This window comes from Ruminococcus albus 7 = DSM 20455 (genome assembly GCF_000179635.2).
In the GTDB taxonomy this organism is placed as follows: domain Bacteria; phylum Bacillota; class Clostridia; order Oscillospirales; family Ruminococcaceae; genus Hominimerdicola; species Hominimerdicola alba.
In genome coordinates this window covers 3,010,588-3,026,150 of record NC_014833.1, presented here as the reverse complement: position 1 = coordinate 3,026,150, position 15,563 = coordinate 3,010,588, and the positions used below count along the sequence as shown (strand labels likewise).

The following is a 15,563-nucleotide window of genomic DNA, read 5'->3' as shown; positions in this document are numbered from 1 at the left end:
TAATTTTAAAAATGTATTTTTTATACATTTAGCTTTCAAAAAAGCGATCACCTAGAGTGATCAACTCATTTACATAAAGCGATAATTCTTTATGGCTTATATATTTAATATCCAATTTGGAGGCAGTCTGTTTAGGATCTTTATAGCCGAGCATATTGCATAATCCAATAGCTTGTTCTTTCATAAAAATATTATCACTATATTTTTCTAAAAACCCTCGTTTGGAAATATTTTTTTTCTCTTGCTCCCATTTATCGTTCAAACAATCATTTAAATATTCAGCCACATTAAGCAAATATTGTTTACTTGTGATTTTAATCAATCTTTCAGAGTACAGATCAAAATATCTCCTCTCATCTCCTACGTGATACGAGCCTGCTTTGGCTCGCATTTCAAAGCGCGACTTGATTCCCGATTTCGGCTCTTGCTTGAGCTTATTATAGTACTCTGCTTCCCAATATTTTCCTTGAGCTCGAATACATAAAATGTCTTGGGTCACAGGATCATAGCTTTCATAACTCTGAATGTTATGATATGACATCGCTAAACAAAGAATCATAAACTTATGTAGTTTATAATGCTTCTCATATTCATCGACAAAATTATCTACACGAAAATCTATCCTCCTTATTACTGGTGCTTCTATCCCTGCAACTTGCAGTGCTTCACCTATCAACGACATATAATCACTATATTTTTCAACAGTTATACCACCGTTGATGAAATCTGGGTTCATTACGTACTTGGTACGGACTGAATCCAGATAATGAGTCGGAACAAATAGCGAATTATAAGCGTTTATCAAACGCTTGTTCGCAACTATTTCTATGGTATCAATACCAAATATATTATTCATTATCGTATCCTCCATTATTTTCAGTTTCGCCGTTCAAAAAGCTGATAAACAAATCGAGATTTATCAAAACTCTCTTACCCGATCGTACATAATAAATTTCCTTGTTTTTTACAAGCTGCCTTACAAAGTATTCGGAAACCCCGGTTTCTAAAGCCGCTTGTCTAACTGTTCTCATTCTCGGTATTGGTTTTTCATTCATAATTATCCTCCTTATTTTTTGCTTTCGATTGTCTGAAAGAGTTCATATGTTTTTCTCTTTTCAGACTTTAGTTCCTCGATGGCAACAATAACTTTTTGAAGCTCCTCATCGGTAAAATCTTTGCGCAGTTTTCTTGAAAAATTGCCGTCAGATATCCCGAATGCTTTTTTTGCCACTTCCCAAAGTTTTACATTATTTGCCAGTATCAGCTTTCTTACTTCTTCTCCGCTCATGAACTCACCCCCTTATTATTTTTTAGCAAGATAATATCAAAATATGGTTATCCCCCTGACACATCTGACTTAATATCGTTTAAACGAATATAATGAGAGTTTGGCAGTTCTCTCTTTCCCACCGTCGGCGGTGAAGAAAGAGAACCTCAGCATAATATATTATGGTTATCCCCTTAACACACCACAAGTAAGATCACTGCACCAAAGCAGCCAAAAGCCTTAAATACGCACTGTTTCCCAGCTTACGACGGTTGAATTTGTAACAGTATTCGGCAGCATATAACGCTGTGTGGATCTTTTCGTTTCCGTGGTAAGTTCCCATGATCATTGCTTTGAAGTTTTGATATAACTTTATGCATCCAATTCAGCTGACCGCTTGTCGGATCATATGTTTCAAAAACATGGAAGTATTTCTGTGCCAACGGTTTCTTGTAACTTCGAGCATTATCACTCTCGATCTTCGAGCCAGCGCGGATATTATCCCTGGCAAATCTACCCACAGTTATACCCTTTAAATTCGGCACATCTCTCATTTTAACGTACTCGGGATTTCCTGCTGCGTTCTTCGATAAAAGCTACGATCATCTTGACTTTTTCAGTACCTCTGCCGCGCTTTTTACCGTGAGTCGGAGCACCGAGATACGTGTCATCAAGTTCAACGATTCCGTCGAGCAAATAGCGTTCTTCACGGCATTTCATAGCTTTTCTGATGCGGTGAAGGATGTACCATGCAGTCTTGTAGGTCACCCCCAAAGACCTCATCAGCGTAACAGCAGAAACACTGCATTTGTTGCTCATAATGAGGAATGCGGTGACTATCCACAGTCTGAGCGGAATATGTGTTCTGTGCATAAAAGTTCCGTTTGTGGCGGATATATCTGCTTTACAGAACTTGCAGCGCAGCAGATGGCGTGACCTTATCCTGCGGTACTCAGAGCCACCGCAAAACGGGCAGGCAAAGCCCTTTTCAAAGCGGATATCAAGCAGAAAATCCTTGCAAAAGCTTTCATCTGCGAACTTTGAATATATCCCATCAAGTGTGATCTCAGGTTTCGGAAATCTTTTTGACATAGCGACAGCTCCTTTCGTTTCCTGTCACTATTATACTATATTTTCCGGTTTTTGAGGTCTGTTTATTTGGACAGCATTGTAAATTATCTGTGGTGTGTTAAAGGGATAACCATGTAATATATTCTTGTCGAGCCGAATTTTAAGTGGTTGGTAAAGGTATAGTCAGATTTCAAAATTATAATATAAGTAAGTAGGGTCCTCATGATTTTTTCTTGTTGTTCCTGAGGATTATTTCTATAAAATCTTTTTAATTTTTTTAACTCTGAAGGCAGCCATCTGCTTTACTCATATTTCCGTCTTGGTAAATTTTTTATAAAATTAATAACATTAGCGTCCTTTCAGTTTACAAAACCCATGATACTGTCTTATACTATATGCAGTAACGTAATACAGCACTTTAGTAAAAGTTATTTGCGTATTTTTTCAATAAAAGAATTTTATTTTTTGGAAAGGACTGTTTTTATGGCTTACATCAAAAAACGTGGCAATAGTTATCTTATTCGTGTATCGTGTGGTTACGATGTCAGCGGACGCAAAATTACGCAATCGACCACATGGCACCCCGACCCCAAAAGGAGCAAAATGCAGAACGAGAAAGAGCTAAACCGATTTGCTGTTATGTTCGAGGAACAGTGTAAAGGGAACATGATCGTCAATGCGGCAAAATTCGAGACAGTGGCTGAGGAATGGTTTTCAACTTATGCCGAAAAAAACTATAAGCCCAAAACTCTTGAACGCACTAAACAGCTTAAAGCACGAACATATAAGGCTATAGGTCATTTACGAATCGATAAGATAAATACACGCATTATACAAAAATTTATAAACGATCTCGGGGGAGAGGGAATAAACATTCGTACAGGCGGTAAACTTTCTCCCAAAACCATAAAGCATTATTCGACATTTATTTCAATGGTTTTCAGCTATGCCGAGAAAATGCAAATGATCTCGGATAATCCGTGCAAAAATGTTTTATTACCTAAAATTGCAGAACATGAAAAGGAAATATATACGCTTGAAGAAACACAGCATTTATTATCACTTCTGCAGGAAGCCCCAACAAAATACAGAGCCTTTTTAACACTTGCTATATATGGTGGCTTCAGGCGTGGTGAACTCCTTGGACTGGAGTGGAAAGATGTCGATTTTAATACAAATGTTGTAAGCATCAGACGAACCGCTCTTTACACCAAGGAAAAAGGTCATTATACCGATACTCCTAAAACAAAAGGCTCTGTACGTGATCTTAAATTTACTGCCGATGTAATTAACATTTTAAAAATTCACAAAGCGGAACAAGCTAAACAAATTTTAAAAGTCGGCGACCAATGGAATGAAACAGATCGCTTATTTACAACTTGGAATGGTAAAGTAATGGACGGTGCAACTCCGTATAATTGGCTCAAAAAGCTTTGTGACCGTAATAACCTAAGATTCCTTGGATTACACAGCCTACGTCATTTGAACGCTAGTTTACTTATCCATAGCGGAGTTAATATACGCACTGTATCAGCTTGTTTAGGGCACTCCCAAACCTCAACGACTTTAAACATTTATGCTCATTCGATGGCTAAAGCCAATGCAGAAGCTATGGAATCAGTAGCCGACACTTTAAGGCTAACAATAAGTGATAGCAATAACGACAGCCATAATTCGATAGAAAAATATGGATAACAAAAAACGGCAGATCCGGAACAAAATCATTCCAAATCTGCCGTTTTTTAACACAGTAGTACACAAACAGTACACAAACGCCAATAATATAAAAACAAAAGGCTTCTAAAACTACGCATTTACGCTGTTTTAGAAGCCTTGTTGTTGGTGCGGCAAACGGGACTTGAACCCGTACGTCTAGGACACACGCCCCTCAAACGTGCCTGTCTGCCAGTTCCAGCACTGCCGCATTGTCGATATTTATGAGGGTTTTAACTGAATCTCAAACATTCAGCTTAATTATTATATCACGATGGAATGTAAATGTCAAGCCTTTTTTTCATAAAATCTCCGATATGTGAAATATTGAATGATGCATATGATATAATATATGGCGCAACATGGATCTACTTGAACATTATCCGCTGCGAGCTGTTCTGCATATGATATGGTAAACGTAAAAATCCGCGTTACATTGAATCATCACATGAAAAACGGGAATAATGACCACAGAGATTATTTTCACAAGGAGTGTTTTTTATATGACTGTTCACAGAGGGGATATCTATTATGCTGATCTCAGTCCTGTCGTCGGGTCGGAGCAGGGTGGGTTAAGACCTGTACTTATCGTGCAGAACGACATCGGGAACCGCCATTCGCCAACGGTTATAGCTGCGGCGATAACCAGCAGGCAGGACAAGGCGCGTCTGCCGACACATATAACTGTCGGGACAGGCTGCGGACTTTCAAGAGATTCGGTGGTGTTGCTTGAGCAGATACGCACCCTCGATAAGCGTCGGCTGAGGGAGAAAATGGGACAGCTGGATAAGGGGGCGATGTCGGCAGTGGATTCGGCGCTGTCGGTCAGCTTCGGGCTGAACTGAAGATATCTTTATATCGGCTATACAGAAAGCCCGGGGCTTGAGCCTCGGGCTTATAGTTATTTATCATTGTTTCCGCTGAATGTGTCAAGTATGGCATTAACGCCCACAAGACACTTTGCGTATTCCTCGGTGAAGGCTTCATGGTTCCGCATGATGTATTCCGTGTCGCCGTCCCTTGCAGCAAATTCAAGGGCTTTTGCTCTTTCTGACAGCATCTGTGCACCTATGGTCAGTGAAGCGCTCTTGACTGCGTGTACGTCTACCCTGTAATCATCCCACCGTTTCTGGATAAAGGCAGCTTTTATCTGGATAAGTCTGTCAGCTTCAGCGTAGCCTTCCAGTGTATCAAGATAGAATTCTTTTGAGTTCATGCAGTATTCAAGACCCACCACAGGGTTTATTCCCGAATACAGAGAGCATATCTTCTGCAGCTCGGTAAGAGTAAATCTGTCTTTTATGGTGTCATCCTGTGTCGGGGCGTTATCATCTACCATAGACACCTTTTCAGAAGGCAGATACTTCTGCAGTATTTTTTCCAGCAGACCGCTGTCAATGGGCTTGGATAAGTAGTCATCGAAACCTGCCTGCAGATAGGTCTCCCTTGCACCGACAACAGCATTGGCAGTAAGTGCTATCATAGTTGTATCAGCTTCACGCATACCCTCGTCGCATATACGCTTCAGTGTCGCGATGCCGTCCATGCCGGGCATCATGTGATCGAGCAGTATCATATCGTAATGTTTTTCTCTTATCAGCGACAGCGCCATATATCCTGAGGGTGCGGTATCGGGTACTATGCCGAATATTTTCAGCAGGCTGACAGCCACCTTGATGTTCATCTCGTTATCATCCACTACCAGCAAATTTGCCTCGGGCGCATATATGTGTTTTCCGTTATTCCTGTCTTTTGACTGGATCCTGTGGGTATAATCGCCCATGGGGGAGGGGTCTGATATCTTCTGCGGCAGGCTGAACCAGAAGGTGCTGCCCACGCCGTAGATGCTTTCAACATGGAGCTCACTGTTCATCATTTTCAGCAGTTTTGTCACAATGGACATACCCAGCCCTGTGCCTTCGATACTTTTATTTCGCTGTTCATCTAGTCTGCGGAAGGATTCAAACAGTGCGCTCATATCCTCCTCCCTTATACCTATGCCCGTATCACCAACTTCAACATACAGCATGATCTCTTCCTCGCTGAAACTTTCTGTACGCACTGTAAGGGTGATGCTGCCTTTTTCGGTATACTTTACAGCATTTGTCAGCAGGTTGGATATTACCTGTTTTATGCGCATATCATCGCCTATCAGCTTGGCAGGGAGGTAAGGATCGGCATTTACTATGAACTTCAGTTCTTTGTCGGCTGCCCTTGAAGCTACTGATGTAACAAGATCATTGATAAGTGAAGCAGTCCAGTAGGCGGCAGGTATTATCTCCATTTTACCGTCCTCTATCTTGGAGAAATCAAGTATGCTGTTTATCAGTGAAAGGAGAGTGTGTCCTGCGCTCTGTATATTCAGTGCATATTCCTTGATATCATTGTCCTTGCATTCACGGATTATCATTTCGTTCATGCCAAGCACGACGTTTATAGGTGTACGTATCTCGTGTGACATCTGTGCCAGGAATGTGCTTTTGGCTTCATCTGCGGCAATAGCGGCATCGGCAGACTCTTTGAGCTGACGGTTTGCCCTGTTCTGCAATTGTATAAGATTATTCATGAGTATATATACCGTAACGGTACATCCCAGCAGTACGAATACGCATATTGAACCGTATACCAGCACGCTGCTGTATACGCTCAGTACATTCTTCATGACATATACCGTAAAGCCGGACTCTTTCTGGGTGCTTGCGATAGCAGCACGCAGTTTGCCGTCGAAGTCGGATATTATGGAAACGTTGCTGCTGTCGGGGTCTGCGGCAACGTATGAGAGTTCTGCCACATTGGTACTGTTATTTTCGCTGAGCCTGTAGCTGCCGTAGGGGTGGCTTATGATAATGCCGTCGCTGTCGGTTATGAAAGCGTATCCGTCCCCTGAATAGCTGCTGCCCAGCAGTTCCACCAGCTTATCCATATAAAAATCTATACCGAAGCAGCCTATGGTTTTTCCTGTATGGGCATCGAAGACCTTCTCTGCAAAGGTCACGCAGTAAAGACCTGATGCTTCATCGTAATAGGGTGCGGATATACACCAGTTTTCCTCTCCTGATGTCAGCTCTTTATACCATGCTCTGTCTTCTACGTGCCATTTTTCGTCAGGCTCCCAGCCGCTGTTCATGATAACGGGATGCTCCCATTCGGGGTTGACGATATAGCTGGCGGATATATCGCTGTACTGCGAGGTGATATCATCCAGCTTCTTTACAGCAGCATCGTAGTCATGTACTATCTCAGGCTCGGTGGATATCATGGAGCAGAACATATCAAGCACGCTTTTTTCGGTGCTGACCCATGAGGAAAGACGCTGGGTGTAGGTGTCGAGCTCCTCGTTCATCTGTGACCTTCCCCACCTGATGGTGGAGGTGGTATTCACATACATACTCATTATAAATACCAGCATCAGTGCGATGACGATAAGCCGCCTGAAGCGCACACCTATCATAAGCCCTGCAGTTTTGCTGCGCTTGTGCTTATCTGTGTTTTCTTTTTTTACTATACTGTTATAGGAAACTATCTTTCCTATCATCTCGTTGAGCTTCAGCCCTGCTTCGCGTATGCTCTCGAAATCCTTCTCGTAGTTTTCGGAGTTCCTGAGGTTCTCTGGGCTTGCCGCTGCTATCATCCTGTGGAGCGGTTCCTGCAGTCCTGTTGTCAGGCTCCCGAGAAAATCCTCGTTGTTTTTCAGCATAGTTCTGGCGTGTTTTGCTTTGCGTTCGCTTGAAAGGTACATCACCGCAAGCATGATGAATACTATCAGTGATATGCCTATCATTACAAGCATCTGGATATACGATCTGCGGTAGAGTGACCAGTTATCCTCTGATACAATAAGGTACCAGCCGAACTCCGAACGCACAGCAAACAGGTTGCTGCCCTTCTGTCTTACGTGCACAGAGCCGTCGCTGCTTTTGGCAAGTGAGAATATGCCGCCGTATTCGGGCAGCTGTTCAAGCAAGTCCTTACCGACTATATTTTCATCGCTGCAGCCTGCGATTATGCCTTTTTCGGTGACTATCACAGCTTCATTTTTGCCGTCTGAATACATTTTGGATATGTGTCTGCGAATGCTGTCCATATTGTAGTCCAGCGCTGCGACGGTTTTGCCGTCAGCGAGCATCACGGATACCGTATAGCATATATCTCCTGTGGCAGCATCTATATACGGGTCGGAAACATATGATCCGCCGCTGCACTGCAAAGCGCCGCGGTACCAGTTTCTTCTCGTTACATCATAATCATCGGTGTCGGTGAGATCGGGGATGAAGAACCAGTCTTCGCCTGCCACATAGGCATTATAACAGCTTCCTTCGGTCTCGCGGAACATATCTTCCTTGTAGCTTTTAACGAGTTCTTCCAATTCATCACGGTCATCCAGTACATTCTGTGCGGTCACAGCGAAGCGCATAGCTTTTCCGCGGGCATCATTTATGTTATGTTCGAGTTCACGGCTGACAAGTTCCAGCCTGCTGCTGCCTGTTTCGTTCGCCTGCTGAGAGTTTACGGTGAACACGAGGGTTATTTCGGATATCATAGCTATCACCAGCAGTATTACAGCTGTCAGGAAAGCGAATGTTGTGTTCAGTCGTTTTTTCAATGATCTCACCGCCCTTGAGGGGATATATCCCACGTAATTAATATCTATTTCATATTATAACATATTTTACCTAAAAAGTAAAGGGGGAGAGGGGTATGATATGTATCTTTCGCCCTGCACGCTGTTCAATAATATTCAGTTGTCAAACCAGACAAATTATCTGCGGCATGGTTGTGTAAAGGGGCTAAAAATCAAGGGATATCCTTTACAAGACAGGTTTGGTGTGATATAATTTATAATAAATGAACATGGTTATCTCTTTGGTATATCGGCTGTTATTTCAGGTTCTGATATTACACTGATTGATCCGGTATGTAAGAGGTATGATCATGCAGATAAATATGTAAAGGAGTGGTCTTATGACACGCTGGGGTATCATTGGTACAGGTAAGATAGCACGAACTTTTGCACAGGCACTCAAAGAGCAGGGAAGTTCGGTTACTGCTGCTGTTGCTTCAAGGTCTGTAGAAAGTGCACAAAGCTTTGCGGATGAATTCGGCTTTGAAAAGGCTTACGGCAGCTATGAGGAGCTGGCACATGATGAAAGCATAGATATAGTATATATCGCTACGCCTATGCACAGGCATTATGATGATACCATGCTGTGTCTTGAAAACGGCAGGAACGTGCTTTGCGAAAAGAGCATAGCCCTGAACACAAAGCAGGCTGAGGCTATGTTCGCGAAAGCCGAAGAAAAAGGACTGTTCCTTATGGAAGCAATGTGGATGAAGATGCGTCCTGCCTACCTTAAAGTTAGGCAGTGGATAAAAGAGGGGCGCATTGGCGATATCCGCTACATCAAGGCGGATTTCAACAACTTTATCCCCTTTGATAAGAATGACAGGCTCTTCAAGCCCGAATGCGGCGACGGAGCTCTGCTTGACCTCGGCGTGTATCCTATAACCTTTGCTGTGTCACTTATGGGCGAACCGAGTAGTATCGAGACCCATGCGCACATCAGCGGCGGTATCGACCTTTCAAACAGTGTGACACTGCTGTATCCCGACGGCGCATACGCATCTACCACATCGGGATTTGAGATACAGAACCGCAACAACGCTGTCATCGTGGGTGATAAGGGCAGTATCATCATGGGCGACTGGTTCTTCTGCTCACCCGAATGTACACTGTACGATGCCGAAAGCAGACAGATAGAGGACAGGCTATTCCCGCCCGAGATAAACGGCTACGAATACGAGATAAGAGAAGCCGAGAAATGTCTTGCAGAGGGACTTAAAACCAGCAAAGCTGTTCCACCCGAAGACACCCTCAGCATCATGCGCATAATGGACGAATGCCGCAGTAAATGGGGCTTAAAGTTCCCGCAGGAAGTCTAGCTAATTCACAATTCATAATTCATAATTGTTGACAGGGCGGATAGTGTGTTTTGCTATCGTAAGTAAACATCAAGAATACGTTCCAACTCTGACAATTTTAAGAACACAAAAATGCGCTTACCGCAATTCCGCGATAAGCGCACATTTTTTATTAGCTATATTTTCAGTATCATAGATACTATCTTCATCACAATCCTTTGACCCGCCGTCACACGATACTTATCTTCACCGCGAACCTATAATAGGCGGAAACGGCCCGCCCGGCCGAGGGCAATTATGAATTGATAGAAGTGAATTACTGAACCATGAGCTTGCATACCAGGTTTGCGAACTCAACGGGGTCATCAATGGAAAGACCCTCTATCAGCAGTGCCTGATCGTACAGCAGCTTGGTGTAATCTTTCAGGGTGTCCTTGTCCTCAGCATACAGCTTCTGCAATCTGCCGAATATCTCGTGATTGGGGTTGATCTCCAGTGCCTTGTCTGCCTTTACGCGGTTAGCGTCGTTCTGGGGCATAGCGTTGAGCACCTTCTCCATCTCAATGGATATCATGCCGCCGTCACTGGAAAGGCATACAGGGTGAGATTTCAGCTTCTTGGAAAGACGTACCTTGTTTACCTTGTCAGCGATAGTTTCCTGCATGAAGGCGAACATATCCTTGTTCTCCTCGTCCAGCTTCTTGACTTCTTCCTTCTCCTCCTCGGTGTCGAGATCAACATCGGCATCGCTTATGGACTTGAATGTCTTGCCGTCATAGTTCAGCATTACCTTCAGGCAGAAGTCATCAACGTCCTGAGTCATGTAGAGAACCTCATAGCCCATGTCCTTGATCTTCTCGATCTGGGGCAGCTTGTCTATACGCTCCTTGGTCTCGCCGCAGGCATAGTAGATGTACTTCTGATCTTCTTTCATTCTGGATACGTACTCTTTCAGAGTTACGCTCTTGCCGTCCTCAAAGGTGGACTTGAACAGAAGCAGGTCTTTCAGGGTATCTATGGCAGCACCGTAGCTCTGATAAATGCCGAACTTGAACTGGAGACCGAATACCTCAAAGAACTTCTCATACTTCTCACGGTCGTTCTTCAGCAGCTTTGCCAGCTCGTTCTTTATGGACTTCTCAACGTTCTTTGCGATTATCTTGACCTGTCTGTCCTGCTGCAGCATCTCACGGGAAATGTTCAGTGAAAGGTCTTCACTGTCAACAACACCCTTTACAAAACTGAACCAGTCAGGCAGAAGGTCTGCACACTTGTCCATTATCAGCACGCCGCTGGAGAACAGCTGGAGACCCTTTTCGTAATCCTTTGAATAGTAATCGAAAGGCGCCTTTGAAGGAATGTACAGCAGAGCATCATAGGTAGCAATACCCTCGTTCTTGGAATGTATGTGAGCGATAGGCTCCTGATAATCCATGAACTTTTCGGAGTAGAACTTGTTGTAATCCTCATCGGTCAGCTCGCTCTTGTTCTTCTTCCAGATAGGTGTCATGCTGTTGAGAGTCTCTGTCTCAATGGTGGTGGTAGGCTCCTCGCCCTCCTCAGCATAGTTGGAATGCTCAACGTCCATCTTTATAGGGAAACGGATATAGTCGGAATATTTCTTGACCAGCTGCTGTATGCGCCATGTCTCGCAGTACTCTGAATACTTCTCGTCCTCGGTATCTTCTTTCAGCACCATAGTGATGACAGTGCCCGCAGTCTCCTTCTCAGCAGGCTCGATGGTGTAGCCGTCAACGCCGTTGGACTTCCACAGGAAAGCCTTGTCGCTGCCATAAGCCTTTGTCAGCACGCGAACTTCCTTGGCAACCATGAAAGTGGAATAGAAACCTACACCGAACTGTCCGATGATATCAACGTCCTCACCGAGGTCGTTGTCTGTCTTGAATGCAAGAGAGCCCGACTGTGCGATAGTACCCAGATTGTTCTCCAGCTCTTCCTCTGTCATACCGATACCGTTATCCTCGACAGTAAGGGTCTTGGCTTCCTTGTCAGCCTTTATCTGTATAGCAAAATCGTCCTTGTTGAGACCTACGCTCGTATCGGTCAGGGACTTGAAATACAGCTTGTCGATAGCATCGCTGGCATTGGAGATTATCTCTCTCAGGAATATCTCCTTGTGAGTATAGATGGAGTTTATCATCATATCCAGAAGTCTTTTGGACTCCGCTTTGAACTGCTTGGTTTCCATTATATTTCAGCTCCTTACAAATTATAAACAAAAAGATTTAGCACTCAACATATCCGAGTGCTAAATCTATTATACCTCATATAGATAAAAATGCAAGAGTTTACATAAAATGTCTACATTTTATTTACATAAACTAAACATTTTCTTCTGCATTCAGCTCAAGACTTTTTTTGAGTTCTTCAATATACTTCTGCCCTATCTCGCTGAGAGAGCCGTGTTTCTTACGTATATAGCCTATTTCCATGATGCTGTTGGGGTTGTCGGTATCATCGCGGTATGGGACTACCACATATTCACTTGAGAATTCTTTGCACAGTATACCCGAGCACAGGGTGTATCCGTTCAGCTTCTGCATAAGCTCGCCCATGGCAGCGCGGTCGGTAGCTTTTATGGAACGGGGGTATATGTTCTCACTCAGTATCTCTTCGGCATACAGGTGGCTGTTATGACCGTTCTGTTCAAAGAAAAGGCATGGGTAGGGTGCAAGCTGTTCAAGGCTGAGAGAACTCTCCTTTGCAAGGGGGTGTCCCTTCCACATATATACATAAGCCTTGCACTTTATAAGCTCCGTGAAGGACAGTTCATTTTCTTCGAGGAGTTTGTTTATTGATCTTCGGTTGAAGTTGCTTATATAAAGTACACCTATCTCACTTTTAAGGCTGCCCACGTCCTCGATGACTTTCAGCGTTTCTGTTTCACGTACAGCAAATTCAAATTCCAGTGTATCGAACTGTCTTACGGTTTCAATGAATGCATTCACCGCAAAGGAATAGTGCTGGGTAGATACACCGAATTTTCTTTTCATATCCTTATCCGAATATTTCTCGCATACCAGCTCGTACTGTCTGTATATAAGTCCTATGCTGCGCAGAAACTCGGCACCCTCTGCTGTAGGTACAGCGCCTTTGTGGGTGCGCAGGAATATTTCAAAGCCAAGCTCCTTTTCAAGCTCACGCATGGCGCTCGTCAGGGTCGGCTGGGATATATTCAGCTTGTCCGCAGCTTTGTTCATTGAACCGTTTTTGTCTATTGTCAGTGCATAGTGCATCTGCTGAAGGGTCATATTTCCCACCTCTTTACTATGAATTATTGTTTTCTAATATATCATATTAGTTTTTGTTTGTCAAGGCACATAATGTATAAAAATAATCGAGAGATATAAAAATAATTTAACTTTCCGGCATTTGTGATAGCGTTATCTTATACTGCGCCGTATTTCGGTTTTCTGATGCTGCCGCACAGCGTCTTGCTTTGGAAAAACGCCGTAACAGCAAAGTGATAACGTTGTCGTGTTTTGGCAGGAGAATTCATTTATGAGAGATCCGATGAGTGCCGCAGGTGCACCATAATGCCCTTTGCGAACATTCCCGACAGGCTGTTATGATAACGTTATCGTGCTTTATTATTGACCTTTGGAGCATTTTCGGTTAAACTGGATTCATCGAAAACAACATACCGAAAGGAAGTAATATTATGAGCGAACTCGCATTCGACACCAAAAAAATAAGAGCAGGCTATGAGCCCGGAGATAATCAGCAGGCAGTATCGCCTCCCATATACCAGACAGCGGCATACGACTTCAGAGATACCGAGCACGCACAGAACCTTTTCACCTACAAGGAGGCAGGCTACCTTTATACCAGAGTAGGCAATCCCACTGTAACTTACTTTGCAGAGAGAGTAAAAGCTCTCGACGGTGCAAAGAACGTTGTTGCAGTAGGCTCCGGAATGGCTGCTATATCTTATACTCTGCTTAACCTGGCTGCAAAGGGCGGTACGATACTTGCATCGCCTTACGTATACGGCGGCACCATTGATGCTTTTGACAGACTCTTCCCTGAACTGGGTGTTAAGATCAAGATAACCGATGCAGTGCTTGACCCTGCAAAGCTGGAGGCTGAGATCACTGACGATGTAAAGGGTATATATGTTGAATCCATCAGCAACCCTAACGCTTATCTGCTGGATATAGATGCTATATCCGAGGTGGCACACAAACACGGTGTTCCCGTGGTGGTAGATAACACCCTTGCGACACCTTACCTTTACAGACCTCTTGAACACGGTGCTGATATCGTAGTATATTCAGCTACAAAATCTCTTACGGGTCACGGCAACCTCATCGCAGGACTTATCCTCGATAACGGCAATATGAGCTATTATACCCCCGAGAAATATCCTCAGTTCTATGAAAAGATAGTAATGCTAAAGGGCAAGTCGCCTGCTGATATATTCGCAGACAACTTCTTCATATTCAGACTTACTCTTGTATACCTTAATCTCCTTGGCGCAGCACTTTCGCCTCAGGATGCATATCTGGGTATCATAGGTCTTGAAACACTTTCGGAGAGAGTTGCAAAGCAGACAAGGAATGCTGAGAAGATAGTTGCGTATCTCGAAAACAGTCCTGCTGTTGAATGGGTACGTCATCCCAGTGCAAAGAATTACAAGTTCAAGGCACTGGCAGATAAGCATCTCACTAACGGCGGCGGAGGAGTGCTCAGCTTCGGCATAAAGGCAACACCCGAGCAGGAAGCGACATTCCTTAATAATATAAAGCTGTTCCACTATCATGTAAATCTCGGTGATGCCCGTTCACTGATAGTTGATTCTCCGAATACCACTCACTCTGAGCTGAATGAGGAAGAATTCAAGCTGGCTGATATCCCTGCTAACCTCATAAGGATATCATCGGGACTTGAAGATGCCGATGATCTTATCGCAGATCTCGAGCAGGCTTTCAAGGCAGCAGGCATCATCTGATACAGAAGAAGTATGGAAGTATAATGAGGAAAAAATGATCTGAAGCAGCGCCGTCGGCGTGTGATATATCGATACATTATAAGACCCCGATATCGTTGCGGTATCGGGGTCTTGCTGTGTTTATGTTCTTATATCATTCTTCCGTGTACATCGGAGCAGGAGCTGCGCCTATCTCCGCGGCGGTCTTACAGAGTGCCTCCTCGTCATCTAGGTGCATTATGAATACTTTGATATTTCGCTTTGCAAGTTCGGGCATGACTGCTCTCAGCTTATCTATATGCAGGTGTACAGGTGAGTTATAAGCAGGTAACTCCGTGTAGAGGTAAGCTCCGTTTGTGAGATAAGGCATGAACGGTTCCGGCGAAGAAGTATCGCCTGTGAAAACCACCGTCTTTCCGCCTGTTTCAAAGCGTCACCCGAAGCACCTGCCTTCAAGGGACGCTGCATGGCTCACCGCTATGGGCGTGAAGCCTGTGCCTTCGGGTGGGATGATAGTATATGCTGAACTGTCACAGCCATCCAGCCTGTCAAGCACATAGAATATATCCTGTCTGAGATCATCGTTTGCTGCGATCACGGCTCATAGGGGAATAATCCTGTGAATACAGGCATATCATGTTT

At 43.9% G+C, this 15,563-nt stretch carries 12 protein-coding genes, 1 tRNA gene and 1 pseudogene; 4 read left to right on the top strand and 10 right to left on the bottom strand.

Annotated elements, in window-relative coordinates:
• Positions 1-28 precede the first annotated feature (28 nt).
• The 4 genes and pseudogenes from RUMAL_RS13625 to RUMAL_RS22975 form a co-directional block, all read right to left on the bottom strand.
• Positions 29-856 carry a hypothetical protein gene (locus tag RUMAL_RS13625; RefSeq protein WP_013499281.1) on the bottom strand — a complete coding sequence of 276 codons (828 nt, stop codon included), beginning with the start codon at positions 854-856 and terminating at the stop codon, positions 29-31.
• Positions 849-1,055 (bottom strand): helix-turn-helix domain-containing protein, encoded by a 207-nt coding sequence (locus RUMAL_RS13620; protein WP_013499280.1) that lies wholly within the window; start codon positions 1,053-1,055, stop codon positions 849-851. Before RUMAL_RS13620 ends, RUMAL_RS13625 begins: the two co-directional genes overlap by 8 nt.
• A gap of 11 nt (positions 1,056-1,066) precedes the next feature.
• Entirely contained in the window at positions 1,067-1,288 is a 222-nt protein-coding gene (locus tag RUMAL_RS13615) for a hypothetical protein (protein WP_013499279.1), read from the bottom strand.
• 193 nt (positions 1,289-1,481) lie between these two features.
• Positions 1,482-2,359: pseudogene (locus tag RUMAL_RS22975) on the bottom strand (IS1595 family transposase).
• Positions 2,360-2,821: 462 nt separating this feature from the next.
• Between RUMAL_RS22975 and RUMAL_RS13600 the strand changes: the two are divergent.
• Positions 2,822-4,033, top strand: coding sequence for a tyrosine-type recombinase/integrase (locus RUMAL_RS13600; protein WP_013499278.1), 1,212 nt, complete (start codon positions 2,822-2,824; stop codon positions 4,031-4,033).
• A gap of 145 nt (positions 4,034-4,178) precedes the next feature.
• Here RUMAL_RS13600 and RUMAL_RS13595 read toward each other — a convergent pair.
• A tRNA-Leu gene (locus tag RUMAL_RS13595) sits at positions 4,179-4,262 on the bottom strand.
• A 292-nt stretch (positions 4,263-4,554) separates the two neighbouring features.
• Between RUMAL_RS13595 and RUMAL_RS13590 the strand changes: the two genes are divergently transcribed.
• Positions 4,555-4,896, top strand: coding sequence for a type II toxin-antitoxin system PemK/MazF family toxin (locus RUMAL_RS13590; protein ID WP_013499277.1), 342 nt, complete (start codon positions 4,555-4,557; stop codon positions 4,894-4,896).
• 56 nt (positions 4,897-4,952) lie between these two features.
• On the opposite strand, the gene RUMAL_RS13585 is transcribed toward RUMAL_RS13590, so the two are convergent.
• On the bottom strand, positions 4,953-8,663 hold the full coding sequence (locus RUMAL_RS13585; protein WP_419247557.1) for a hybrid sensor histidine kinase/response regulator: 3,711 nt from the start codon (positions 8,661-8,663) through the stop codon (positions 4,953-4,955).
• A gap of 350 nt (positions 8,664-9,013) precedes the next feature.
• On the opposite strand from RUMAL_RS13585, the gene RUMAL_RS13580 reads away from it, so the two are divergent.
• Positions 9,014-9,991: a Gfo/Idh/MocA family protein gene (locus RUMAL_RS13580; protein ID WP_013499275.1), complete on the top strand. Its 978-nt coding sequence runs from the start codon at positions 9,014-9,016 to the stop codon at positions 9,989-9,991.
• 295 nt (positions 9,992-10,286) lie between these two features.
• On the opposite strand, the gene htpG is transcribed toward RUMAL_RS13580, so the two are convergent.
• On the bottom strand, positions 10,287-12,179 hold the full coding sequence (gene htpG / locus RUMAL_RS13575) for a molecular chaperone HtpG (protein WP_013499274.1): 1,893 nt from the start codon (positions 12,177-12,179) through the stop codon (positions 10,287-10,289).
• A gap of 133 nt (positions 12,180-12,312) precedes the next feature.
• Positions 12,313-13,242 (bottom strand): LysR family transcriptional regulator, encoded by a 930-nt coding sequence (locus RUMAL_RS13570; protein WP_013499273.1) that lies wholly within the window; start codon positions 13,240-13,242, stop codon positions 12,313-12,315.
• A 410-nt stretch (positions 13,243-13,652) separates the two neighbouring features.
• On the opposite strand from RUMAL_RS13570, the gene RUMAL_RS13565 reads away from it, so the two are divergent.
• The gene (locus RUMAL_RS13565) at positions 13,653-14,942 is read left to right on the top strand and encodes an O-acetylhomoserine aminocarboxypropyltransferase/cysteine synthase family protein (protein WP_013499272.1); all 1,290 of its coding nucleotides are present in this window, start codon (positions 13,653-13,655) and stop codon (positions 14,940-14,942) included.
• 133 nt (positions 14,943-15,075) lie between these two features.
• Here the strand turns inward: RUMAL_RS13565 and RUMAL_RS13560 are convergent, their stop codons facing one another.
• Positions 15,076-15,330, bottom strand: coding sequence for a hypothetical protein (locus tag RUMAL_RS13560; RefSeq protein WP_013499271.1), 255 nt, complete (start codon positions 15,328-15,330; stop codon positions 15,076-15,078).
• Positions 15,331-15,354: 24 nt separating this feature from the next.
• The gene (locus RUMAL_RS21845; RefSeq protein ID WP_154662801.1) at positions 15,355-15,519 is read right to left on the bottom strand and encodes a hypothetical protein; all 165 of its coding nucleotides are present in this window, start codon (positions 15,517-15,519) and stop codon (positions 15,355-15,357) included.
• Positions 15,520-15,563: the final 44 nt, after the last annotated feature.